Source organism: Streptomyces sp. NBC_01450 (assembly GCF_036227505.1).
In the GTDB taxonomy this organism is placed as follows: domain Bacteria; phylum Actinomycetota; class Actinomycetes; order Streptomycetales; family Streptomycetaceae; genus Streptomyces.
The window spans coordinates 585,130-608,799 of record NZ_CP109481.1 but is presented as its reverse complement, the minus strand read 5'-3'; the positions used below and the strand labels follow the sequence as shown (position 1 = coordinate 608,799).

Below are 23,670 nucleotides of genomic sequence, written 5' to 3'. Positions count from 1 at the left end.
ATCGAGCGCGGAGGTCGGCTCGTCGACGAGGAGGAACGGCGCGCCCCGATGCAGGCTGCGGGCGGCGCCGAGCGTCTGCCACTGCCCGTCCGAGAGCTGGTCGCCGCGCTCATCCGGCGTGGGTGTCCGCTTCCTGTCCAGACGTACAACAGGGGAATCTCAGATGCGCACCGGTGCGCCGCCGGGCTCGGTGCGGTGGTGCGCGGGCCGTCCCCCTGCAGCGGCTCTACATTCCGCCCGTCCGTGGGACAGACCCCAGCACAGACGGCCGCCCAGGCGGCACACGATCATCGCATGGCCTTGAACCACCGTTCGAAACATGTCCCAGGAGGCCAACGGGTGATCATCACAAATTCATCACATTCGGCGCCCGAATCTGCGCATCCGGTTGGGCCAGCCGCAAGCCTTCCGGAATTCGGGCAGACGTTATTCCAAGGGTGATTCTCCGAGTACATTCCGGATGGACTGGGCATGTCGTCCAGCCCTGTTGAAGTGAGCCATGTTGGCGTGGAATCGCCGCTCGCCACATGCGTCGCATATGCGTGATTCGTCAACTGCCCCCGCTGACCAGGGCTTTTGCGACACTTCCCCGAACGGCTGGTCCAACTCCGGTCGGCCACAGGGGAGGAGTCGCCGATGCGACACAGATACAGAGACGAGCACGGGCAGCGGCGCCGGTACAGACCGGCGGCCATCGCGGCCCTTCTGGTACTGGCGCTGACCGCCACCACCTTCGGCGCTCTCGGGCAGGCCTCGGCCGACGACACCGCGTACTCGGCCGACAGCGCCACGGAGGCCACCGGGCAGCGCGACCTCGGCCCTGCCGAGGCCGATGACGAGGCCACGGCCCGAATGCTGGCTCAGTCGCAGAGCCGCCGTATCGAGATACTCTCGGACCGCACCGAGGACAGCTCCACCTACGCCAACCCCGACGGCACCCTTACGGCGGAGGCTTTCGCCGCGCAGGTCCGGGTGAAGAAGGGCGGAGTGTGGGAGGACATCGACACCACACTGTCCGACACCGGTGCCGACCTCACGCCTGAGACCGCCGCCGCGCGGATCGCGGTTTCCGACGGCGGGGACACCGACCTCGCCTCGGTATCGGAGGACGGCAAGACCTTCGGCCTGGGCTGGGAGGACCGGCTGCCCGCCCCTACGGTGGACGGCGACACGGCCTCGTACGCCCTCGGCGATGGCGAGACGCTCGCCGTCACCGCGCTTCCCCAGGGCTTCTCGCAGAACGTCCTGCTGGACAAGGCACCGGACGGCCCGGTGTCGTATCGGATCCCGCTTCAGCTGCACGGGCTGACCCTGTCGCAGGCGGACTCCGGGCACCTGTTGCTGAAGGACTCCTCCGGCGACCTGGTGGCCGAGGCGCCCGCGCCGATGATGTGGGACTCCACCAAGAACGAGCGGTCCGGTGAGCCGGAGCACCAGGCCCGTGTGGACGCGGACATCGAGACCGCCGACGACGGCTCGCAGACCCTGGTCCTCACCCCGGACGAGGATTTCCTCGCCACGGCGACCTACCCGGTGACGGTGGACCCGACCTCCACCTTGGCCGTGACCACGGACACGTGGGTGGCTACCAACTACACCGACTCACAGATCTCCTCTGCGGAGCTGAAGTCGGGCACCTACAACGCGGGCTCGACCACGGCCCGTTCGTACCTGAAGTTCGACGTCTCGGACTTCGTGGGCAAGCACATCACCGACACCAATCTGGCGCTCTACTCGTACTGGTCCTCATCTTGCTCGACCTCGGGCGCCGGTACGCAGGTGCGGCGGATCACGTCCTCCTGGTCGTCGTCGACGGTGACCTGGGGCGAGCAGCCGTCGACCACCACTACGGGTGCGATCACGAACACGGCGGCCAAGGGCTACTCCGACGATTGCCCGGCCGGCACGATGAACTTCGACATCGACGACATCGTGCAGGCTTGGGCCGACGGGTCCACGAATTACGGCATCCAGGTGCGTGGCGCGAGCGAGACCGACTCGCTGACCTGGCGTCGCTTCCGTTCGGCGAACTACGTCTCCGGTGACTCGGCCACCGAGCCGCATCTGACCGTCACCTACAACTCGTACCCGAGCACGGCCGCGCAGGTCCTTCCGCTCAGCGGAATCGTTACTGCTGACGCCACCCCCACCCTGTGGGCCAGGGCCACGGACCCCGACGCCGACCAGCTCCGCTACACCTTCGAAGTCTGGGACAGCGGCCTGACGACCCGGAAGACCACGGGCACCTCCAAGTACGTGCTGTCCGGACGGATGGCCACCTGGACCTCAGGAACGCTGCCTGCGGGGACATACAAGTGGCGGGCCAAGGCGTACGACACCACCGACCTGTCGAAATCCTGGTCGGCCTGGCGGACCCTGACCGTCGACCCCACGGCGCCCGCCGCACCCGGCATCACCAGCAGCAGCCACTCCTCGTCCACCGGCTGGTACGCCGCGGACGACTTCGCCGGCACCCTCAGTGCTGAGGACACCAGTGGCATCGACGGGTACGCCGTGAAGATCGACCACAGCCCAGCCACCAGCGCCGGCACCACTGTGACCCAGACCTCTACGGCGGTCTCGGCCACCGACCGGGCCGACGGCACCTGGTACGTCCACGCGGCGGCCAGAAACGCGGCGGGCCTGTGGTCGGCCACCCAGCACTTCCCGTTCAACGTTGACACCACGGCGCCGAGCGTCCCGGTGGTGGCCTCCTCCACGCACCCGCTCAGCGCGTCCACGTACGCGAGCCGGACGGCCTCCTTCACCTGGTCCGCCCCGAGCGACACCTCCGGCGTTGCCGCCTACGCGGTGGTCGTCGACCAGAACAACTCGACGCTGCCCGCCAGCAGCGGCACCACCCAGAGCGCCGCCTCCTACGCCACCACGGTGAGTACCGACGGCACCTGGTACCTGCACGTACGGGCCAAGGACAAGGCCGGCAACTGGTCCGCATCCGCCGCCCACTACGCCTTCACCGTGGACTCGACTCTGGCCTTGCTGCCGACGGTCGCGTCCTCCACCCACCCCAACCAGGCCGCCGCCTACAAGGCGACCGGCTTCAAGGCCACATGGACGACCTCCGCCACCGCGGCCGGTTACAGCTACATCGTGGACGACGACGCCACCACCGTCCCGGACTCCACGTCCGACGGCACCACCGCCAGCTACAGCGGCACCCTCGCCGAGGGCACCTGGTACCTGCACGTGCGCGCGGTGAACGCCGCCGGCACCTGGGGGCCTACGGCCCACTACCGCTTCACCGTCGACACCACCGCGCCCGCCGCACCCACCGTGTGCTCGCCGGACTTCCCCGACGACTCCTGGGCCGGTGACGTGGGCGACACCGGGATGTTCACACTGACCTCCGTCGACAAGGGCCTCGCCTCGTTCGCCTACTCCCTCGACGGCGCCACGGCCACCACCGTCGACGCCTCCGCAGCGGCCAAGACGATCGAACTGACCCCGGCGAGCGACGGCAGCCACAAGCTGACCGTCACCGCCACCGACAAGGCGGGCAATACCTCCACCACCACCGTCTACACCTTCCACGTCGGCACCGCGGGCCTCACTGCCCCGCTCAATGGCGAGGAGATCGGCCACTCGGTCACCCTGACCGCGGCCGGCCCCGCCGACCTGACGGGTGCCACCTTCCAGTACCGGCGCACCAACACCGACGGCTGGTCCGACATCCCCGCATCCGCCATCACCCCGAGCTCGGACGGCTCCGCCGTCACCTGGCCGGTCGCGGTCACCGGTGGCGTCACGCCGCAACTCACCTGGGACACCGGCGCCCTCGCCGACGACGGCGACCTCCAGTTGCGCGTGACCTTCACGGGCACCAACTTGCCGGCGCCCTCGGATTCCGTCGCCGTCCTGCTGAACCGGGTCGACGTCACCAAGGAGGGAACCGACCTCGACAGCCTGGCCGAACCGACGACCGTGGAGTCGTACGCCCTGGAGGCAGCCGAGGACCGGGCTGAGGTGTCTCCCGATGCCCTCGCCCCGCCTTACCTCGACCAGGGCACCGGCAAGATTGTCGCCCCCGTCACCGACACCGCGGCGAAGGCCGACGCCACGGCGACCATCTCCCTGACGGATGTGCCAGTCGACCAGGGCGGCGCCAACGGCAGCACGGAGGACACGGCGGAGGCCGCCGACGGCACCACCACGACCGAGGACGACGTGGCCGACACGGTCACCACGACCGACGCCACGGTGGTTCCGACCACCAAGGTGGTCGTCCACAGCCAGGCTGAACTCGACTCCGTCGCCGACGAGATCCTGCTCCTCGACGAGGACGACGTCCCTGGTGCCTCCGCCCTCGCCACGGCCGAGGTGGATGCCGAGACCAACAAGGTCGTAGTGGAGGTAGCCGCCGAGGACGCGGCGCTCGCGGACCGCCTCGGACAGCGGTACGGCACCGACACGGTTACGGTCCGGGTGAATCCCGGGGTCACAGAACTCCAGGAGACCGCGGACCGGTGGAGCGACAAGAACCCCTACAAGGGGGGAGCCGCCTACGAGGCCCACTGGCCAGCCGGTGACGCGTCGAACAAGTTCAGCCAGTGCACTACCGGCTTCGCCTGGACCTACAAGAGCAACCCGTACATCGTCAGTGCCGGGCACTGTACATACGCCGACGGGTACATGGACAGCTGGGACAACAGCGGCACCGACAACTCGGTCACCGTGGGGTTCGTCGATGTCGACAACTGGGCGAACAACAAGGGTTCCACCAAGCTCTCGGGGCAGAACTACTATTCGGGTGACCTGTCACTGATCAAGGTCATCGAGAACAAGTACAACGTGTCCGCACGCATCTACAAGGTCGACAGCAAGCTGCGGCGGGTCCAGAACCGATGGACCACACGATCTAAGAAGGGCGAGCAGTTCTGCACCGGAGGCGCCCGGACCGGAGAAGTGTGCGGCTGGAAGGTCACCCAGACCAAGAAACGGGTCAAATACTCGGGCGGAACGGTCGGGGAGAACATGACGGTGGCTGAGAAGAACTCCGGGAAGTGCCTGCTTCACGGGGACTCCGGTGGTCCCGTCTACACCGTGAAGTCCAACGGCTACGTATACGCGAAGGGGATCATCTCGGGCTCGGGATGCGCGTCCGTGACCGACGACGGCGAGTGCAGCGACGCCTGGGACGGAAAGTGCAAGGTGATCTTCACGGACATCGCGCTGGCGGAGAAGGCGCTTCCCGGAGGAGTCAAGAAATGGTGAGACGGATGATTCGACTGTTCGTGCTCGTCGGCGTGGCCGCCCTGCTCACGACCGTGTCCGCCTGCACGTCGCCGTCGCAGCCGTGCGCTGGGGTCGGCGTCACGTCCGGCGTGAGCGTGATGTTCCTGCGGGACGGATACAGCGACCTCGCCGGCGCCTCCTACGAGTTGTGTGCGCGGGGCAAGTGCGCGAAGGGCGAGCTGCAGCAGGAGGACATCACGCGCGTGAACCTGGGGCTCCCGGACGACGTGGACCCGGACCACGGCACGGTGCGCTTGCGGGTCACCCCGAAGGGGAGCACCAGCCCTGAGATCGACGCGTCCACCGACGTGAAGCTCACCCGCCAGTCCGACGGATGCGACGGCGGTGCCTACAGCCGGGGGCTCGCGTTCACCAAGAAGGGAGGCCTGACCACGAAGATCCCGCCGAGCGTGACGGCGGCGTGGCGCCAGCACTTGAAGGAGCTCGCCGCGCCGTCCACCGGAGCGGCGACCGCGTCGCCCTGAGCCACCTGCGGCAGTCCCCGCCCCCGTACGGGATGCTGTTGGTTAATTCGGGCCTGGTTGCTTCGCCCCGTCGTTATGCGGCGGGGCGGAGTGCTGTCAGGGGGCTGGTGCGGGTGCGGGCTCTTGGTGTGCCGGTGAGCCAGGCATTGATGCGGATGAGGTTGACGGCGGCGCCGGTGAGCTGGTGCTGGAGACTGGTCTTCGCCAGGCCGCGGTAGCGGGTTCTGCGCAGGCCGCAGGCGTTCACTGCTTGGGAGATGGTGCCTTCAACGCCGGCACGGATCTTATAGCGGTCCTTCCACCCGTCGGTCGCCTGGAGCTTTCGCGCCTGCTGGAGTGCTTCATATTCGTCGCGGGGTCGGAGGTTGATCTCCCGCCGCCGAGGCTTGGCGGAGTTGACGCATTCCCGCAGCTGGGGACAGGTGCCGCAGTCGGCCGGAGAGAACCGGACCCGGATGGTCGGCAGTCCCTCCTCGGAGTTGCGCTGGGCCCATTGCGTACTGACAACGCCGTTCGGGCAGGTCACGTGCTGGTTGTCCCAGTCGATGGTGAACGCGTCCTGGCCGAAGGCGGCATCGCCGCGGGCGTGCGGCACGGTCACCGCTTTCAGCGGTCCGTGCAGGTCGACCCGATGGTCACGGCCGGCCGTCACCAAGGCGCCACCGTTGGCATAGCCGGTATCCACCCAGTGCTCGCCCGGCAGCAGATCCCGCCGGGCGAGTTCTGCGTGGACCGGGGCGGCCATCCGGTCGTCAGAGACACTGCCCAGGGTGGTCACCACGCCCGTGACCAGATGCGGGGTGTCGTCCTCACACGTCTCGGTGAGGTGGACCTTGTAACCGTCCCAGTTGATGTCGCGCTTTCCGCCGGTGCGAACTTCCAGGTCATAGGGGGTCACCAGGCGCATCAGGCCCGGTGGCCGGTCTTTTGGGTCCCGGCGGGCCACCTCCCCGTCAACCAGGTGGAAGTACTGCACCCACACCTGCCGCAGCACCTCGACTTCCGGCAGTTCCCGCAGGCCCGGTGGCGCGTCCTGGGCCCAGACGTTCCGCAGCAGGTGCATGCCGTCGTCGCCGACCCGCCGATACGTCTGGTCCCGGCGAGACCGGTCCTTGGGGAAACGGGAGTCCTCGGCCCGGGTGGCGTAGTGCTTGAACCATTCCGGCCGGGCGCACGCGCTCAGCCGGCCCGGCTCGGCCAGAGCTACGGCATTCAGCGCGGAGCGCAGGGTTTCCGCGACCAGTTCCAGCTGGTTCAGCTCGCGCACCGCGGACAGCACGTGGGTGGAGTCGGTCCGTGCCCGGCCCCGGGCGGTGATCAGTCCCTGTCGCCGGGCGGCCGCCAGGACCGTGTCCAGGATCTCCCGGCCGCCGTCGGCTCCGACGAGCCGGTCCCGGAACTCCGAGAGCACCGAGTAGTCGAATCCGGCATCGGCCAACTCCAGCCCGAGCGCGTACTTCCAGTCGATACGAGCCCTCACCGCCTCCGCGGCCTGCCGGTCGGTCAGCGCCTCCACGAACTGCAACACCAGCACCATCGCCAGTCGCCCCGGTGACCAAGCCGGTTTCCCCCGCGCAGGAAACAGGCCGGCGAACTGCTCGTCGCTGAACAACGACCCCAGTTCGTCCCGCACCCGGATCGCCAGGCTCCCTTTTGGGAACGCGGCCCGCGCCACCCGCACCGTCTCCGCCGGGATCTCCCCAGACCCCTTCGGCTGCATCGACATCCGCACCCACCCCATACGACAACGTCGGCCTTCAAGACCACAACCGGGTCTTGAAGGCCGACGTCACGCACAGGCCCGAATTAACCAACAGCATCCCGTACGGGGGCGGGGCTCCGCTCTCGCAGAGAGCACGTCCGCCAGACGAAGTTCCCCGGCGGGCGGTCGCTGTACGACCCGCATCCCGGTGAGCCGCGCGCCCGGCCCCGGCGTGAGCTGCTGCTTCTACTGCTCCGGCGACAGTCCCTGACTGCCGCGGCGTGCTCGCCGAGCGGGCCTGCCCGGGCCAGGCTGGGGCTGGGCCGAGTCCGGCTTCGAAGAAATCTGGAGCGGGATCGGGTGACCCGAGAGGGGGTTGCTCAGCCCGGTGGAGTGCGAACTCCACACCCCGTCAGTAGCCTGAAACCAAACAACTCGACTCCGTCCAACTCAGGACAGTCCGGAGCCTCCACCGATCCCGGAGCGCTTCACCGCACATGTCTGGTTCACCCCCGATTGAGTGGGGGGTGCTGTGGCGGCGGCCACAGCAAGGGACGCGGATTCGGTTCCGGCCTGTTGACTCGTTCATTAAGACTCCACCGACCACGCGCTTGGCAATTGGCCGCCCGCTGGGTAGACGCCACAGATTGAGGGGGCGCCTCTACGGGATCTGTCGAGTGGCGCCAACTCTCAGGCGCCCCATTTCTTCGCGTGCTCCCGTAGGTAACTGGCGAGTTCGGGCGGTTGGAGTTCGAGCGCTGTCAGGGTTGACGCGTTCAACTCGACTCGGACTGACGAGAAGTCGCCTATGCTGGGGTCGTCGACCTCGGGGCCGCTGCGGCGGCTTTGATCCATGTCCAGCACGTCGGCGCGGAAGAAGTGCTGTACGACGGTGACCTTTTCGCCCGGTTCGGTCAAGGTCAGGAATTCGGTGGCAGGGCCGATCGTGGCGCCGATCTCTTCCTCGAGCAGAACCGCACGAACATTGTGGCGGACCTTCATATGCCTGACGATAGTGCGCCCGCCCCGGAGACGAGGCCCGAACCGAGCAGGTGGGCGAAGGCCACGCCGCAGCTCGGCTTGCGGAACAGGTGCCCGTACGGCGTTTCGGAGTTTCCGGGCTCGCGGAGTTCGATGACGCTTAGCCTCGCGCCTGACCGAGGGTTCGTCGCTGCGGCTGACCCAGGCCACCAGCGGTCAAGGCGTCGTCCCACTGAACCAGCCGGGCTGATCCCGGCCTCCTCAGACGGGCTCCGGAAGCGGACCAAGGTGCTTGATCACACGCTCACGCAGAAGGAGGTACTCCTCCCAGCGGCGGGCCAGCGGGCCCGGCGGCCGCGCGACGACACGAGCAGCTGTGACGGTCTGCCCGCGCTGGAACTGTTCGCGGGTGAGGTCGAGTTCCGCCCCGCTGGGCAGCCGATTCCACCAGTGGAAACCGTCCTGGGTCCCGTCAAGGTGCACCTCGCCGACCACGAGATCGCCGCCGAAGACGTCGTTGACGATCAAGGCCGTGATGTCACAGTGCCCCCTGGCCGGATTGCCCGGCTGCCAGTCGGCCTGGTTGTCGGGCGAACAGGTGTCGGCGGCCCAGCCGGCACGCAGGGCCTTGTCGAGATCAAGCAGGCTCCAGGGGATCATGCCGCCAGCATCGCAGCCACCACTGACATCACAGACGGCGCAGGCACCACGGCTCGGCCGTCTCGAACTGCACAAATGCAGCCGGACAGAGGACGAATAGTCATACCGGGCAGGGAGATCACCTGTCCGTCAGCAAGGACTTGAGTGGCTCTGCCAAGATTTCCGTGAACGGGCAGATGCCTCTGTGCGCCGGTGACGCTCCGTCACCCGGGTCGCGATACTCGCTCTTGCTGGCCTGATAGCGGTACATGGGTGCTTCAGACTCCCGTCGACACCGGCCTTTCGAAGAACGTCTCCAGGGCCACCGTCGCCTGGGTGCCGCTGACGCCTTCGACCTCGTACAACCGCCGCAGCACGTCCTGGAGTTGTTCGGTCGTCCCGGTCCTGACCTTGACCAGGACCGATGCGCTGCCCGCGATGATGTGGGCCTCCTGCAGCTCGGGGATTGCTGCGAAGGACTCGCCGGCGTCGCCCATCCATGCGGATGAGTCGACCATGACGAAGGCCAGCACGCCGCCGCCGACCGCGGCGGGGTCCACTTCGACCGCCGTACGGCGGATCACCCCCGACTCGCGCAGCTTGCGCACTCGTTCGTGGGCCGCGCCCGCGGAGAGTCCGACGGCCTTACCCAGGGCGGCGTACGCCTGGGTGGCGTCCTCTTGCAGCAGGTTCAGCAGCTTCCGGTCCACATCGTCCATGAGACTCTCCTCTAAACCAATTCCATCTAATGCCCTGCATTGACCATATGGCATCCTCAATACTCAGCTCCAGCAGGATGCTGTTCAGCGCTTGGAACGCAGAACGACTGAAGGAGAACAGACATGGCCACCGGCCGCCCCGCGCCTTACGAAGTACTCGACGACAGGTTCCGTACGGAGAAGTGCGCCGCGGGTGATCTGCAACTGGAGACGCTCCACGTGGGCTCCCGCTGGGCGGAGGGGCCGCTGTACATACCGGCCTGGCGCCAGCTGATCTGGAGCGACATCCCCAACGACCGGATGCTGCGCTGGGATGAGGCGACCGGAGCGGTCAGCCTCTTCCGCTCGCCCGCGGGGCACTCCAACGGCAACACCCTGGACCGCGAGGGCCGTCTGATCACCTGCGAGCAGGGCAATCGCCGGGTCACCCGCACCGAGCACGACGGCTCGCTCACCGTGCTCGCCGACCGCTACCGGGGCAAGCGGCTCAACAGCCCGAACGACGCGGCCGTGAAGTCCGACGGCTCGATCTGGTTCTCGGACCCGGACTTCGGGATCACCAGCGACTACGAGGGCGTGCGCGGCGAGAGCGAGATCGGCGCCAACAACGTCTACCGCATCGATCCGGCCACGGGCGAAGTGCAGCTGGTCGCCGACTGCTTCGGTGCGCCCAATGGCCTGGTCTTCTCGGCCGACGAGAGCGAGCTGTACGTCTCCGACACCCGGGCAGGCTTCATCCGGGTCTTCGACGTACGCGGTGACAGCACGCTGTCCGAAGGCAAGATCTTCACCGAAGCGGGGGCCCGTAAGGAGGCTCGCTTCGACAACCTCCGCTTCGACGACCGGGGCCACCTCTGGGCCGCAGCTATGGACGACGGAGTGCACTGCTACGCCCCGGACGGAACCCTGCTCGGCCGCATCCTGGTGCCCAACAAGGTCTCCAACATCCGCTTCGGCGGCCAGAGGCGGAACCGCCTCTTCATCACGGCGAACGACACGCTCTACTCGCTGGTCATGGGGGTTGCGGCGGCACCGATGGTGGTTTGATCCCCAACCCCACCCCTTCCCTAAAGGATCACCGTATGGAGCAGCGCGTATTGGGCAGGACGGGCCGCAAGGTGTCCGTTGTCGGACTCGGGACTTGGCAGCTGGGAGAGGGGTGGGGTGATGTGCGCGCGGAGGATGCCTTCGCCGTGCTGGACGCGGCGGTCGCGGCGGGCGTGACATTCTTCGACACGGCGGATGAGTACGGCGACGGTCGCAGCGAGCAGCTGATCGGCGGCTACCTGCAAGAACGCCCGGATGCTGGGGTGTTCGTGGCGACGAAGATGGGGCGTCGATTGGAACAGCTGCCGGCCAACTACACGCTGGAGAACTTCCGCGCCTGGACGGACCGTTCCCGGGCTAACCTCGGCGTGGACACGCTGGACCTGGTGCAGCTGCACTGCCCGCCGACGCCCGTGTACTCCCGCAACGAGGTGTTCGACGGGCTGGACACGCTGGTCGCGGAGGAGCGGATCGCGGCGTACGCGGTGAGCGTGAGGACATGCGAGGAGGCGCTGACGGCGATCGCCCGGCCAGGTACGGCGAGCGTGCAGATCGTCCTCAACCCCTTCCGGCTGAAGCCTCTGGATCAGGTGCTTCCGGCGGCCGCCGAGGCGGGGGTGGGGATCATCGCGCGGGTGCCGCTGGCGTCGGGGCTGCTGTCCGGCAAGTACACCAAGGACACGGTGTTCCAGCAGGACGACCACCGTGCCTACAACCGGCACGGCGAGGTCTTCGACCGGGGCGAGACGTTCTCGGGCGTCGACTTTGAGTCCGGCGTCGAGGCGGCGGCGGAGTTCGTGGAACTGGCACCCCAGGGCGCCACCTCGGCGCAGACCGCGCTGCGGTGGATCATCCAGCAGCCGGGCGTGACCACCGTGATCCCCGGCGCCCGCTCCCCGGAACAGGCCCGCGCGAATGCGGCGGCCGCGGAGCTGCCACTGCTGCCGGGCGCGACGCTGGGGGCCGTGCGCGACCTGTACGACCGGCGCATCCGGGGGCAGGTCCACTACCGCTGGTAGCCGGGGCGAAGCCGATTATGAGGCCGTCGCTGCAGTGACACTTTGTGGTCGACGGCTGGCGGCCACGAGCAGAACACGCTTCCGATAGGGCCCGAACCGCACTCCCGGCGTCGTCGGCCTGGCCAACGGCCCGGCCAGTACGTCGAACAACGCCCGAACCGGCGCGCTGCCGAGTCGCCGGCGCAGGTCACGTAACGCCTTCGCGGTCGGGCAGACCACCGGAATCCCGGACAGGCCGGCCGTCAGCTTGTCCCACACGAGCCGGTAGCCGACCTCGGGGAACAAGCACATCACGAGCAGAAAGTAGACGCCCACCCGCGAGGGCAGATCACGCAGCCGCCGCTGCACCGTCCTCGTCTCCGACAGGACCGCGTCGACGAGCTCGAACGGCACGATCGCCGTCAGTTCCCCCAGATGACCGGGCGCGAACCGGCCCGCAGCCACCGTGACCTTTCGGGTGATAGTCGCCAACGGCGGCGGCAGGACACAATGATTGAGCAACGGAGCTCCTTCGGGACAAGCTGTCTTGGACGACTGCCTGTACCAACGAGCTCCGTTGCTCTACGTCGGAATCTCGCCAACTCCCCTTGCGTGACCTGCGAAAATCCTAACTACCCGGCCTTGGGACCTGTCCCTGAGTGGTGGAAACCTCTGAGCCCGGCCCCGGCAGGGGCCGGGGAGGAGGCATCTCTTATGGTGATGAAGGTCTACTCGCCCGAGTTCAAGGCGGACGCGGTCGCGCTGTACCTGTCGGACCCGAGCCACACCTTCGAGGGCATCGGCAAGGACCTGGGGATCAGCCGGGAGACGCTGCGCAACTGGGTGCGGGCCGAGCGGGTCCGCCGCGGCCAGAGCGGCGCCATGATCAAGAGCACGAAGGACGTCCCAGTGAGCGAGGTCACGAAGGAAGAGCTGGAGGCCGAGATGGCGGCCCTGCGCGCGGAGAACAAGGACCTGCGCAAGCAGAACGCGACGCTGGCCACCGAACGGGACATTCTCCGCAAGGCGACAAAGTTTTTCGCCGCCGAGATGAACTGGTGAACCGCTTCAAGTTCATTGAGGACCACCACCGCGCCTGGGGCGTGAAGCGGTTGTGTCACGTACTGGAGGTCACCCGCTCCAGCTTCTACAAATGGCGGTCCGGCCGGGAGGCCCGCGCCGCGCGTGAGCGGGCGGACGCCGCGCTCGCCGAGCGGATCAGGGCCGTGCACGCCGAGTGGGACGGCTCCTACGGCCGGCCCCGGATCACCGCCGAGCTGTGCGACCAGGGCGAGCGCGTGAACCACAAGCGTGTCGGACGAGTCATGCGGAAGTTTGGCATCGCCGGGCTGCGGCTGCGCAAGCGCCAGGTCACCACGGTGCCCGAACCGTCCGCCACGCCGGTGCCGGACCTGCTGGGGCGCGACTTCACCGCAAGCGCGCCGAACACCAAGTACGTCGGCGATATCACGCACTTGCCGGTGGGCGACGGCGAGTTCCTGTATCTGGCGACGGTGATCGACTGCTTCTCACGCCGCCTGGTGGGCTGGTCGATCGCCGACCACATGCGCACCTCGCTGGTAGCCGACGCGCTCCAGGCAGCCGCCGCGACCCGCGGCAGCCTGGCCGGAGCCGTCTTCCACAGCGATCACGGAGCGCAATACACCTCCCCCCCAATTCGCCGAAATATGCGCCGAGTTGGGGGTACGACAGTCCATGGGTGCGGTCGGCACAAGCGCGGACAATGCGCTCGCCGAGAGCTTCAACGCGGCCCTCAAACGCGAGACGCTCCGCGGCGCCCGCCGCTTCGACGGGGCCCGCGCCTGCCGCCTGGCTGTTTTTCGCTGGACCACCCGCTACAACACCCGCCGACGGCACTCGGCGAACGGACAGCAGGCACCGATCGCCTACAAGCAACAGTCAGCTACCCTGACACTCGCCGCATAACGATACGAACAGGTGTCCACCCCTCGGGGACAAGGCCCGCCCGGTGGTCCAGTCGGCCGCCACGGGTCGCGGCGTTGCGCCGCAGCTCCCGGGATACCGTCGATGGATCACGGCCGAGACGTCGCGCGGTCTCCCGGACCCCCGGGGCGGGCCTGATTCCAGGCCGTAGTGGATTGGGCCGCGTTCCGGGGCCCGAAGGTGCCAGAAACGGGTGTGCAGGCCCAGGCACGTTGTTGGGTGTGTGAGTACCCGGCGTTGGGTCAAGGCCCCAGGGGCCAAAGCCCCTATGTGTCGGACTCGGGCGTGCCTCCGGACACGGTGTTCTCATCGCGGAACCCGATCTTGCGGTGGGTCCCGTCGCAGAGTGGCTTGTTGTCTGAGTGGCCGCAGCGGCACAGCGTCATCCTGATGCGGGTCTCCAGTGGCTGGCCGTCCGCCCTGAACACAGGCACTCCGCCAGTGACCCACAACGCGCTGGCCTGATCGTTCTCCTCCTCGAGGACCGAGATCGCCTGCGGAAGGTCGGGCTCGATCGGGTTGCCGTCGCGCTGAAGGGCGTAGCTGTACGACCCGGACGGGCAGTCGCCGATCCGTCCCATGACGTTGGAGCGTACGTCGCTGTCGTCGGTGTCGGCGAGCATCTCGGCGATCGGCCTGGTGCGGCCGATGCAGAAGGCGGCGTGGATGCACAGCTCGCCGACTCGCTGGGCTGAGATGCCCACTCCGTCGTGAACGTGCTGCACTTCCTCGTAGGGACGGACATCCGCCGACTCCGTGCCGTCGAAGCCGATCACGGCGTGAGTCCCGTCGCAGAACGGCTTCGAACCCGAGCGTCCGCAGCGGCACAGCACGTAGATTTCCTCGGTCTGGAGGGTCTCACGTGTTTCCCAGCCCAGTGAATCGTCCTGCTCGGACACGATCTTGCGTTTGCGTCTCAGCGGGATCCGCCCGTAGACCACGTACGGGCCATTGTCGAGTACGACGATCCGGCGCCGCTCGTCGCCGTTCACCGGCGGGACTCGGGGGCGACGTACTCGAAAGTCGGGCCGGCTGTGGTGCCGTCCGCGTCGGGCATCTCCATCAGGCCCTGCGCCTGCGCCTTGAGCGCATACATCATGCCGGTCGCGGCCCCGAGTGATTTCGGACTGCCGTTGAAGGCCTGATCCAGGAGATGGAGCAGTCCGCAGTACGTCCGGTTGAACTCCTCCTGGGCGGTACGGATCGGACTGCCCACAGGGTGATCCGCCATGCGCTGATTGGGGCGCATCGGGCGGACGTGGGCGAGGTCGACCGCGACCGCTGCACCCGTGGGGCCGGACTGCGGCGTGTCACCGCGCCGGTATCGCCGGCCCAACTTGAGCTCCTGGAAGCGGTAGTAGTGCGAGACCTCGTCGCGCTCGGGGTGGAAGATGTCCTGGTCGCCGTCCCAGACTTCGCCGCGTGCCGTACCTTCGCCCTGCTCGACGATTTCCTCCAGCGCCGTCAGGGCCGAGGCGAGATCGGTGATCGCAGCCAGTTGTCCGCCGGTGTGGAGGAAAGGGCCGGCGGTGACCTGGCGAGCCGGGTCACCGCAGAAGACCTCCCGCTCGCCGATTTCGGCGCACAGGTGACGCAGTCCTTCCTCTATCGCGTCGTAGAACTGACCGATCGTCTCGTAGTTGTCGCCCTCGGCCGGAGCACCAGGCAGCGCCGGCTGTTCGAGGCGGAGAAACATCTCCAGTGCCTCCGCGCCGTACGGGACGAGTGACAACTCCAGGGAGCGGTCGCCGTGCGGCAGGGGCCGGGGGTGGCGAGGCAGCATCTGCGGCGTGTCCAGGCGAGGCTGCCCGCCGACCGCGTTGAGGAGGTTCGCCGCCAGCGACAGGTGGATCATCTCCTCGACGAAGACGCCGGCTATCACCTGAACGGCATCCGGGTTCCGCGACGGTTCGAGCGAGTAGAGCGCGCAGAGATAGGGCGGCAAAGTGGCGTGTTCCAGTTCGATCGCCCACTGCAGATGCTCCCGAAGGCTTTCGAGTGTGGCGATCCGTGCGGTCGAAGGCACCTCGGCGATCTCGAGCTGTTCCGGGTGATTCATGGATGGTCTCACTTCAGCTGTCGAGGGGGACGGGCAAGCACGTCGGCGTGCAAGAAGCGTTGCCGCGCGGTGATGACGGCAGGGACACCGTTCCGCCTGCCGCGGCATACGTTGCTGTCAGATCATCAACCAAGACCGCGCAGCCATACGATCTGTGACAGCTCCGCGCGTCTGGGGGTCTCCACAGCGATGCTTCGGCGTGACGGCGTGATGGTCACACGACGGTCAGTGGTGCACGAGCAGCATGAGACCGTGCCCAGGGCCTTCGTTGCGTGCCAGAAGTGAGTGAAAGGACACCACACCCGTTATAGGAGCTGCAGAGTCAAGCTCAGCGTGCCACTCACCCGCACGCTGTTCTTCTGTACGCCCAAAGCGACCGCATCTGCTGTTCCACTATGTATGGACCGTGAAGGCCGCGTCCATCTTCGGTAGTTCGGGGAAGTCGGGCGTACTGTCCTCTGCCCCTATCCATGCAGCCAGCGCGACAAGGTCCGGCGCGGCGCCGGTCAGCTCGGCGACCAGGGCATGGACGGCCCGGATCAGTTCCGGTCGATGCGTCAGTGTAAAGGCCGCCGCGTTGGTACCGAGGTTCTCCGCGGAGGGGGTGGCACGCTGCCTCCGCAGGGCGAGCGCCAGCCGGACCCAGCTCTCGTGCGGATCAGATCCTCCGGTGACCTGTTCGACGGCCAGGCGACGCGCTTCGTCCGGCGAGCCAAAAAGACGGGCGAAGTCGGAAGGGTGCGGCTCTGTTTGAGGGACGGTGATCACGCCGCGATCCGAGAACGGGGGCACCGGCCGGTGGTGCAGGTGCAGGGACAGCCAGTCCGCTCCACCGGGGAAGAGTCTTGCCGCGGCGTCGAAGACCTGCGGATCTCGTCAGCACCACCGCGAAGTAGCCGTTGTTGTCGGAGGGGAACCCCCCGCAGGTGGCGAACCGGACCGCTCCTCCGCGAGCGGGCGGCTCCAGCTCCCGGGCATTTCCTGCTCGCGGTGCCCGTGATTTCCCATCATTCCCCGCGGTTTCCCGCTAAGCGGTCTCGGGGAAGTGGGGTGCGTTTCCGCGCCCGGCGCGAGGAAGGTAGAGGGGGGTACTCGAGTGGCGAGGCTTCTGTTCTGCCTACGCTGGCGCGACAGCAATCCGCTGCGCCACCGGGTCCAGATCCTTGCGGCTGGTCAGCCACGGGAAGATGACGCGCAGCGCCTGCTCCCTGGACTCGTCGACCAGGATGAACGAACTCTTCAGGACCCCCGGCTTGATCTCGGTCCGCTTCACGTCCTTGAGCTGGAACGTGGCCACGTGCCGGCCCGGCTTCGCGAGGAACTCGTTCGCCTGGAATATGAACAGCCGCTCCCCTGTCACCGCAAGGTACATCTGCTGCGGAGCGGCAGCAACGGTCATCGCACCGCCGCTCAAGATCGCCGAAGCGAACCCCATTGCCAGGTTCTTCTTGAACGAGACCTCGCCCAGATTTACCATCGCGGTCGCCTCGACCTGCTCAGCGGACTCCAGCATCTCCCCAACGGCAGCCAGCAGTGCCCGGCGTCGTCTTGTGTTCAAAGTTCACTGCTCCACATAGGTCGAACAAGAAGGTGCGGTGTAGCGCAGCAGGCAGCAGAGGACTGCGCCGAGAGCAACAACTACGCCAAGACGACGCGGCTTCTGCTGCTATGTGCAGCGCGGCACGCGTGCCCGGGATACCTTGCCACACAAAGACCCACTACCGGCACGCTCCCCGTTCCTGAGGTTCGGTAAGTCCATGGGTGGTGTGGGGGTTGGGCCCGGCGCGGTTGCGTCGGCGGCATCGCCGGGAGGGACGCGTCGAGCAGGAGCTGCTGGCGTTGCTGAAGCAGCGTGAGGAGGCGGCCCGGCGTCGGGTGGAGGGGCTGCGGGCTGAGCTGACCGCGCTGAACGAGCGGATCGCTGCCGGAGAGGAGGAGCTGTCCGATCTGGTGGTCACCCAGGCGACCCTGGCCCGCGTGTTCGCTGAACGTGACGCGGACGAACCGGAGTTTGAGCAGGTGCCTTCACGGGATGTGGATCCGGACGATCTGCCTGGCTGTCTGCCGCCGGTCGTGCGTGTCGCGACCGGTGAGGTGCCCGTTGAGGGCGACCGGCCGGTGCCGGCCCTGCTGGCCAGCGCGGGTACGCCGCTGCGGGCGAAGGAGATCTGCGAAGTGACCCAGGAGGCCGCCGACCACCGGCACGCCGAGACGCCGCGGATGCGGCTGAAGCGCATGGTGCGAGGTGAGTGGCTGGCCGAGCCGTCCAGGGGTCTGTTCGCGCTGGCCGATGGCGTTCGCGCATCCGATCGGCCCTGATCAGGCGGGCTCTTCCCCGCGTCGTGCCTGGTGACAAGCCTGATACGACGCAAGGGAAGAGCCCGATGCCAGAGTACGGCCCGCCCGGGACCGGCGGGGTGTTTCCCGCCGGCCGCGCCGCCTTCGAGTAACTGCTCACCGATCTGTTCGACCACCAGGGCGTCTCCCACGCCGAGGCGGAGGAGTCCATCGCCGCGCGCGGCCGCGAGGTGCACCGCCTGATGCTGCAGGAGTGGTTTGCCCAGCATGCGCAGCGTGAGGAGCGCCTGCCGGAGGTTGCCGGATTCGACCAGGTGGTGCGGCGCGCCGCCGAGGCGGGCCACAAGCGGATGCTGTCCACGAGGTTCGGCACCGTGGAGGTGGAGCGGATCGCCTACCGCGCGAAGGGGGCTTCGACTCTGCACCCGGCCGATGCCGAACTTGACCTGCCGGTCGGGCGGCACTCGCACGAGCTCAAAAAGCTCGCCGCGAGGAAGGCGGCGCGCGGTTCGTTCGAGTCAGCGGCCACCGCGATCGAGCGCGTCACCGGCACACACATGGGCAAGCGGCAGGTCGAGCATTTGGTGCAGCGCGCCGCAGCGGACGTCGACGACTTCTACGCACACGTGCGCAGCACCCACGCCCACGGCTCCGGCTCCGGCTCCGGCTCCGAGGAGATGCTGCTGGTGCTTTCGGCCGATGGCAAGGGGATCGTCATGCTCCCCGAGGGTCTGCGCGAGGAGACCAGGCGGGCCTGTGAAGAAGGCCGCATCCGGGGGCGGGCCGTTCGCCACCCGTCTCGCCGGCGGGGAGAAGAACGGGCGCAAACGGATGGCGACCGTCGGCGCGGTCTACGACCTCGCGCCGGCGCGGCGCCGGCCCGGCGATGTGATCAGGCACGGTGATCCCGACGGCACCGAACGCACCAAACGTCCCAGGGCACAGGCGAAGTGGCTGACCGCCTCCGTCGAACGCGACGCCGCGCAGGTCATCGGCACGGTGTTCGACGAGGCCGAGCGCCGCGGCCCGACCGGGAGCGGGAATGGGTGATGCTGGTCGACGGCGCCCGCCACCAGCTGGATGTGATCCATGATCAGTGCGACGCGCGCGGGCTGGAGGTACGCCTGCTGATCGACTTCGTTCACGTGCTGGAGTACGCGTGGGGCGCGGCCTGGTGCTTCTTCGCCAAGACCGACCCCGCCGCCGAGAGCTGGGTCGGCAAGAACGCTCTGGAGATCCTCCAGGGCCGGGCCGAGTAGGTCGCCGACGCCCTCGAAGCGCACGCGGACGCGGCGAAACTGGACAGCCAACGGCGCTTGGGGGTGGACAAGGCAGTCGGCTACCTGCGGGCCAAACTCCCCTACCTCGGCTACGACATCGCGCTGGCGGAGGGCTGGCCGATCGCAACAGGCCTGATCGAGGGGGCCTGTCGGTACCTGGTGAAGGACCGGATGGACATCACCGGCGCCTGCTGGGGCCTGGCCGGGGCCGAGGCCGTCCTCAAGCTCCGCACGGTGATCAGCAACGGCGACTTCGAGGAGCACTGGAAATATCACGCGCAGCGCGAGCACCTGCGGGTTCACGCCATCCGCTACCGCGACAGCCTTGCACTCGCGGCGTAATCACCGTCCCTCAAACAGAGCCGCACCCATCTGACATGGATGTTCCTCAGCCCCCAAGTTCGGTCGGGTTGTTGGGTCTGGCCGGGACGACGGCGAGAGTGTCCCAGTCTCTCCGGCCGATCACCGTGAAAGGAGGAGCTGCCATGTTGGGTACGGGCCGGGTCATACAAGAGCGGGGTTCATAAGGTCGAGCAGCAACCGATTCCCCCAATTGTTGGTGAAGACGGCGCTCGTGTCCTGGAAGTGCACTCCGACGAAGGGATTGGAGTGGAACATCACGGCGACCCACTGCAACGAGCGGTTGGCGTTTAGACGGGCGAGGTAGCCGATGTTCCCCATCCCGCCGCCCCCACCGGACATCCATCCTGCTCCGTCCGGTAGCGGGCTCTCGAAATATGTGTCCACATCGTCGATGCCGTGCTCCTCGATGGCCTGGGCCACTTCGAACGGTCCTCCGATACGGAAGGGAATCGGCTGCCCAGCATCCGGGTGGTACGCCCCCGGACCGTGTACATGTAACTCCAAGCCAGTGTCGTCCGGCCGGTACAGCCCGTCACGGAGCGGCATCTCCCTGGCCTTCCAGAGCCCCTCGACCGTTCCCATCGCCCACCCCACCGTCAACTACCAAGATGACCGAAGTCTGGCTTCGCGCGAAGACAGAGGGTGTCCAAGATCCGGTTGTGACGACCGCCCTGAACACCCTCTTGACCGCACTGTACGTGAAGATCGACGACGAGCTTGGAGGAAGCCGGTGCATCGGCTTTGGAGGTGTTTTTGAACCGCAGGGCTCGGAGCCAGACGGCGTTGACGAGAAATCAGGTGGTGGCCAGCAGGAGGTTCTCTCCGCTTGACGGGCGAAGGCCGTCGGTCCGGTCGGCGAAGTAGCGCTCGGCGAGCGAAGTCCCCGGCACGTGCCGGGCGTCTTTGAAGCCGGCTTCGCGAGCCAGTGTCAGCATCTCCTGCGGGGTGTAGAAGCTGATGAACGGCGTTCCAGATGCTCGGGCGCCTTCCTGGCTGGCCTGGAGGCCGGGGCGGTCGGCTTCGTCGACAAGTTCGGTCGGCAGCAGGAAGGTCATGGCGAGCGTTGAGCCGGGTGCAAGCCCGGCAATCTGGCGCAGGGTGGCAGCGGTGGCGTCTTTGGTGAGGTACATGGTGACGCCGGTGGAGACGATGACAGTTTGCCGGGTGGGATCGAAGCCGGCAGTGGACAGCTGCTCGGGCCAGGACGCGCCGGCCTCTAAGTCGACCGGTACCAGGTGCAGCCAGTCGGGGATGCCGTAGCCGAGTTCGACCAGCCGGTGGCGTTTCCAGGCCTGGGTGCCGGGCTGGTCAACCTCGAAGATCCGTAGGCGGGAGGCGAGTTCCGGCTTGCGCTGGGCGAAGGTGTCCAGACCGGCTCCCAGGATGACGTACTGGGTCACGCCCTGGTCGGCCTGCTCGGCGATCAGGTCCTCGATGAAACGAGCGCGGGCAACGATGGCTGCCCGGAACCCGCTGGTGGCCTGCGGGTCCATGTCCGGGCGGTCGCGCCAGTGATGGCCGGGGGCCGCCAGTTGAAGGCCGATCTCGTCCTCGACCACATGCGGGGGCGGGTCGACCTGGAGGTGCATCATCCGCCAGAGGGCGGTCCGCACCGCAGTGTTGTCCGGTGCCTCCATCTGCTCGTGCGCCATGGTGTTCCCCCTTCGTCGCAGTCAGTTCTTGGCGGGAGCCTGGAGGCTCCACAGGCGCCCGTCGGGGTCGCGGACGGTCATCTCCTTAGTCCCGTAGTGGGTGTCTTCGAACGGCGTGACCGCCTCGACGACAGGATCCGGACGGAACGCGTCTGCGTCCGGCACCTTCAGCACGATCCGCGTCTGGGGCTCTTGATCCTCGGGAACCTCGGCGATGAACACGTAGGGACCGTCGCCGTTGCGGAGCTGGCCGGAGTTGTGGTCTGTCGCGAACTCCAGCTCGTAACCGAGTGCCTGGAAGAACTTCGCCGCCTTGCCCCAGTTGTGCGTCGTCAGGAACACGGCCTCGATTCCTTCGGTCGTCATGTCAGGTCTCCTTCTCAGGCGATTGCTGTTTGTTCCCATGGGCGTCGTCGAGGTACGCGCGCAACGCGTCAGCGACGAGCGCCGACAACGACATGCCCGACTCGATGGCGCGGTACTTGACCTGCTTGATCAGCCCGATCGGCAGGTACACGTTGAACTGCTTGACTTCCTCATCACCCACAACGCGAATGCTAGCATCCTAGCAAGCTAGGGTGTACCGATATGGCGTACCAACCCGAGCCAGTTCAGGAGGTCGGTGTCGACTTCTTCGTCCAGCTGTCCGCGCGGGGGCTCTTGCGGGTCAGGCGCCGGGTCATCATGGTGATGAGTGCCCAGTTCAGGTGGGCTTCGGAGTACTGGGGCAGGCGTTCGTAGTCGCGCGCGTTGCGGCGGGCGTTCATGCACCAGCCGATCGTGCGCTCGACCTTCCAGCGGCGGGGCAGGACGACGAAGCCCTTGGTGCCCTTCGGCCTGGAGACGATGCGCAGGGTGATCCGGAGGGCGCCCAGCCCCGGCAGCCTGCTGGCAGCAGACGACAAGGCGAGGTTCGAGACGGTTCCCGTGTTCACTGTGGTTCGCTCGATGAAGGAGGAGCCCGACTGTGTCATTCCTCGTGGCCTCCCGGCCAGCTTTTGAATACCGATCCAGGAGTTGGCACACCACCCGAAAGAATGACCTGCATACGCGCCGCTTCCGGCCCAGATCCGCCAGGTTCGAGCCAGTGTCACTTTAAGAGACGTAAAACGCCGGTTCCTCGCGTACTCCTCTCCATCACGCTTGCCGGACCCGCCCCCTCTGGCAGTTCTGGGTACGTCCCGGCTTTGTCAGGGCCGCTCTCGCCCTCCCCGGCATCACCCGGATCAGGCTGCCCTCAGCTTCAACCCCACTGCTGCGACAGTGGGGTTGGTGCAGGTCTTCCACCTCCACTCGAACCAACAGCGCCTCACGGCGCAACCAAGATCTGTGCCAGAACCCCCACTTCGACGCCGTTGCTCGGGAAATTCCCATCTCTGCGGCTGCATGCGCAATCTGGCGAGTCTTGCAACGCTCGATCAATCGGCGGCGACCATCCACGGACAGCGGTGCGTTCGCGTGGGTCATGGTGTGGTCGGGGCTGTACGGGACGCGTGGTGCCGTGCGCCGGTGACGATGAGTGAGACGTTCTGCCCACCGAAGCCGATGGAGTTGCTGAGCACGGCCTCATGGGGAACGTCTCGTCGCTCTGCGACGACATCGAGATCGATGTCGGGACCGACGCCGGCTGCGGTGAGGTTGCGGGTACGGAGTTGGGTGAGGCCACCGGTGGTGGGTAGCAGGTCCAACCATTGGTCACGCGTGTAGGACTGCTTTGCTCCAGTCGTCCCTGCCGGTGAGCTGAGTGCGCCGGCCGTCGCCGTTGACGTCGTAGCTGACCGGCCTCTGCACCGGGCTGGTCACCGCCCAGCGCGAGGTGGGCGGCAAGACCAACGAAACCACCGTCTTCCGGCGGACGCTCGCCCCACTCGACCTGGCCGGCATGGTGGTACCTGAAGCAACTGCCCCGGAGGGAGGTGCCGCTGATGGACAAGACCCGCGCCACCGCGCACGGCCGCGACGAGATCCACCACGTCCGCGACACCACCTTTGCCGAGGACGCCTCGCACGTTCGCACCGGGACCGCGCCCCGGGCCATGGCCGCACTGCGTAACCTGGCCACCGGCGCCCTCCGCCCGACCGGCTGCGGCAACAGCGCCGCCGGCCCGCGCAAGCACTCCCGAGACGCCACCCGATCACTGACCACCCTCCACAACACGTGATCAAACCCGACAGATTCCCCGAACGACTCCGCCCTGTCCGATAGATGCCCAGATCAGGCAGGTGACG

General features: G+C 67.3%; 25 protein-coding genes and 5 pseudogenes. 12 read left to right on the top strand and 18 right to left on the bottom strand.

The features are described 5' to 3' along the window. The first annotated feature begins 636 nt into the window (after nt 1–636). The gene (locus OG568_RS51155) at nt 637–5,232 is read left to right on the top strand and encodes a DNRLRE domain-containing protein (protein ID WP_329536969.1); all 4,596 of its coding nucleotides are present in this window, start codon (nt 637–639) and stop codon (nt 5,230–5,232) included. A gap of 5 nt (nt 5,233–5,237) precedes the next feature. Further along, nucleotides 5,238–5,738, top strand: a complete 501-nt coding sequence (locus OG568_RS51150) for a hypothetical protein (RefSeq protein ID WP_329536968.1) — start codon at nt 5,238–5,240, stop codon at nt 5,736–5,738. A gap of 73 nt (nt 5,739–5,811) precedes the next feature. Here OG568_RS51150 and OG568_RS51145 read toward each other — a convergent pair whose 3' ends face one another. From OG568_RS51145 to OG568_RS51130, 4 genes are all read right to left on the bottom strand, one after another. Continuing rightward, on the bottom strand, nt 5,812–7,464 hold the full coding sequence (locus OG568_RS51145; protein WP_329534780.1) for an IS1182 family transposase: 1,653 nt from the start codon (nt 7,462–7,464) through the stop codon (nt 5,812–5,814). A 666-nt stretch (nt 7,465–8,130) separates the two neighbouring features. Further along, entirely contained in the window at nt 8,131–8,442 is a 312-nt protein-coding gene (locus tag OG568_RS51140; RefSeq protein WP_329536967.1) for a hypothetical protein, read from the bottom strand. Nucleotides 8,443–8,682: 240 nt separating this feature from the next. Next, nucleotides 8,683–9,081, bottom strand: a complete 399-nt coding sequence (locus OG568_RS51135; RefSeq protein WP_329536966.1) for a YunG family protein — start codon at nt 9,079–9,081, stop codon at nt 8,683–8,685. 257 nt (nt 9,082–9,338) lie between these two features. Then, a complete protein-coding gene (locus OG568_RS51130; RefSeq protein WP_329536965.1) occupies nt 9,339–9,779 on the bottom strand; it encodes an Lrp/AsnC family transcriptional regulator in 441 nt (146 codons plus the stop codon). A gap of 123 nt (nt 9,780–9,902) precedes the next feature. Here OG568_RS51130 and OG568_RS51125 point away from each other — a divergent pair, with 123 nt between their 5' ends. Together OG568_RS51125 and OG568_RS51120 are read left to right on the top strand one after the other, a co-directional pair. Further along, a complete protein-coding gene (locus OG568_RS51125) occupies nt 9,903–10,826 on the top strand; it encodes an SMP-30/gluconolactonase/LRE family protein (RefSeq protein ID WP_329536964.1) in 924 nt (307 codons plus the stop codon). A 35-nt stretch (nt 10,827–10,861) separates the two neighbouring features. Continuing rightward, nucleotides 10,862–11,845, top strand: a complete 984-nt coding sequence (locus tag OG568_RS51120) for an aldo/keto reductase (RefSeq protein WP_329536963.1) — start codon at nt 10,862–10,864, stop codon at nt 11,843–11,845. A gap of 81 nt (nt 11,846–11,926) precedes the next feature. Here the strand turns inward: OG568_RS51120 and OG568_RS51115 are convergent. Then, nucleotides 11,927–12,328: pseudogene (locus OG568_RS51115) on the bottom strand (transposase domain-containing protein); the annotation flags it as partial. 210 nt (nt 12,329–12,538) lie between these two features. On the opposite strand from OG568_RS51115, the pseudogene OG568_RS51110 reads away from it, so the two are divergent. Continuing rightward, a pseudogene (locus tag OG568_RS51110) lies at nt 12,539–13,771 on the top strand (IS3 family transposase). Between the two features lie 37 nt (nt 13,772–13,808). On the opposite strand, the pseudogene OG568_RS51105 reads toward OG568_RS51110, so the two are convergent. From OG568_RS51105 to OG568_RS51085, 5 genes and pseudogenes are all read right to left on the bottom strand, one after another. Further along, a pseudogene (locus OG568_RS51105) lies at nt 13,809–13,913 on the bottom strand (helix-turn-helix domain-containing protein); the annotation flags it as partial. Between the two features lie 142 nt (nt 13,914–14,055). Continuing rightward, nucleotides 14,056–14,781, bottom strand: a complete 726-nt coding sequence (locus OG568_RS51100; protein ID WP_329536962.1) for a CDGSH iron-sulfur domain-containing protein — start codon at nt 14,779–14,781, stop codon at nt 14,056–14,058. After that, nucleotides 14,778–15,848, bottom strand: a complete 1,071-nt coding sequence (locus OG568_RS51095; RefSeq protein ID WP_329536961.1) for a ferritin-like domain-containing protein — start codon at nt 15,846–15,848, stop codon at nt 14,778–14,780. The genes OG568_RS51100 and OG568_RS51095 overlap by 4 nt, the downstream gene beginning before the upstream one ends. A 393-nt stretch (nt 15,849–16,241) precedes the next feature. Further along, entirely contained in the window at nt 16,242–16,616 is a 375-nt protein-coding gene (locus tag OG568_RS51090; RefSeq protein ID WP_329536960.1) for a hypothetical protein, read from the bottom strand. A 349-nt stretch (nt 16,617–16,965) separates the two neighbouring features. Beyond that, nucleotides 16,966–17,361 (bottom strand): hypothetical protein, encoded by a 396-nt coding sequence (locus OG568_RS51085; protein WP_329536959.1) that lies wholly within the window; start codon nt 17,359–17,361, stop codon nt 16,966–16,968. A 326-nt stretch (nt 17,362–17,687) separates the two neighbouring features. On the opposite strand from OG568_RS51085, the gene OG568_RS51080 reads away from it, so the two are divergent. The 5 genes from OG568_RS51080 (at nt 17,688) to OG568_RS51060 (ending at nt 19,768) form a co-directional block, all read left to right on the top strand. Continuing rightward, a complete protein-coding gene (locus tag OG568_RS51080; protein WP_329536958.1) occupies nt 17,688–18,167 on the top strand; it encodes a hypothetical protein in 480 nt (159 codons plus the stop codon). A gap of 221 nt (nt 18,168–18,388) precedes the next feature. Further along, nucleotides 18,389–19,051 (top strand): hypothetical protein, encoded by a 663-nt coding sequence (locus OG568_RS51075; protein WP_329536957.1) that lies wholly within the window; start codon nt 18,389–18,391, stop codon nt 19,049–19,051. Beyond that, nucleotides 19,035–19,196 (top strand): hypothetical protein, encoded by a 162-nt coding sequence (locus OG568_RS51070; RefSeq protein WP_329536956.1) that lies wholly within the window; start codon nt 19,035–19,037, stop codon nt 19,194–19,196. The genes OG568_RS51075 and OG568_RS51070 overlap by 17 nt, the downstream gene beginning before the upstream one ends. Continuing rightward, nucleotides 19,193–19,405 carry a hypothetical protein gene (locus OG568_RS51065; protein ID WP_329536955.1) on the top strand — a complete coding sequence of 71 codons (213 nt, stop codon included), beginning with the start codon at nt 19,193–19,195 and terminating at the stop codon, nt 19,403–19,405. The genes OG568_RS51070 and OG568_RS51065 overlap by 4 nt, the downstream gene beginning before the upstream one ends. 63 nt (nt 19,406–19,468) lie before the next feature. After that, complete coding sequence (locus OG568_RS51060) at nt 19,469–19,768, top strand: hypothetical protein (RefSeq protein ID WP_329536954.1); 300 nt, start codon at nt 19,469–19,471, stop codon at nt 19,766–19,768. 162 nt (nt 19,769–19,930) lie between these two features. Here the strand turns inward: OG568_RS51060 and OG568_RS51055 are convergent, their stop codons facing one another. Next, nucleotides 19,931–20,371 (bottom strand): hypothetical protein, encoded by a 441-nt coding sequence (locus OG568_RS51055; RefSeq protein ID WP_329536953.1) that lies wholly within the window; start codon nt 20,369–20,371, stop codon nt 19,931–19,933. A gap of 26 nt (nt 20,372–20,397) precedes the next feature. Between OG568_RS51055 and OG568_RS51050 the strand changes: the two genes are divergently transcribed. Then, nucleotides 20,398–20,619 carry a hypothetical protein gene (locus OG568_RS51050; RefSeq protein ID WP_329536952.1) on the top strand — a complete coding sequence of 74 codons (222 nt, stop codon included), beginning with the start codon at nt 20,398–20,400 and terminating at the stop codon, nt 20,617–20,619. On the opposite strand, the gene OG568_RS51045 is transcribed toward OG568_RS51050, so the two are convergent. From OG568_RS51045 to OG568_RS51015, 7 genes and pseudogenes are all read right to left on the bottom strand, one after another. Beyond that, nucleotides 20,584–21,441 carry a class I SAM-dependent methyltransferase gene (locus OG568_RS51045; protein WP_329536951.1) on the bottom strand — a complete coding sequence of 286 codons (858 nt, stop codon included), beginning with the start codon at nt 21,439–21,441 and terminating at the stop codon, nt 20,584–20,586. The genes OG568_RS51050 and OG568_RS51045 overlap by 36 nt on opposite strands. Nucleotides 21,442–21,462: 21 nt before the next feature. Beyond that, a complete protein-coding gene (locus OG568_RS51040; protein WP_329536950.1) occupies nt 21,463–21,807 on the bottom strand; it encodes a VOC family protein in 345 nt (114 codons plus the stop codon). Between the two features lies 1 nt (nt 21,808). Next, the gene (locus OG568_RS51035; RefSeq protein ID WP_329536949.1) at nt 21,809–21,988 is read right to left on the bottom strand and encodes a CopG family transcriptional regulator; all 180 of its coding nucleotides are present in this window, start codon (nt 21,986–21,988) and stop codon (nt 21,809–21,811) included. Between the two features lie 64 nt (nt 21,989–22,052). Next, a pseudogene (locus tag OG568_RS51030) lies at nt 22,053–22,307 on the bottom strand (transposase); the annotation flags it as partial. Nucleotides 22,308–22,782: 475 nt separating this feature from the next. Beyond that, nucleotides 22,783–22,908, bottom strand: a pseudogene (locus OG568_RS51025) (IS481 family transposase); the annotation flags it as partial. Beyond that, complete coding sequence (locus OG568_RS51020; protein ID WP_329536948.1) at nt 22,905–23,129, bottom strand: hypothetical protein; 225 nt, start codon at nt 23,127–23,129, stop codon at nt 22,905–22,907. The pseudogene OG568_RS51025 and the gene OG568_RS51020, both read right to left, overlap by 4 nt. 7 nt (nt 23,130–23,136) lie before the next feature. Continuing rightward, on the bottom strand, nt 23,137–23,274 hold the full coding sequence (locus OG568_RS51015) for a hypothetical protein (protein ID WP_329536947.1): 138 nt from the start codon (nt 23,272–23,274) through the stop codon (nt 23,137–23,139). Between the two features lie 92 nt (nt 23,275–23,366). Between OG568_RS51015 and OG568_RS51010 the strand changes: the two genes are divergently transcribed. Then, on the top strand, nt 23,367–23,603 hold the full coding sequence (locus OG568_RS51010; RefSeq protein WP_443077926.1) for a hypothetical protein: 237 nt from the start codon (nt 23,367–23,369) through the stop codon (nt 23,601–23,603). The last annotated feature ends 67 nt before the right edge of the window (nt 23,604–23,670 follow it).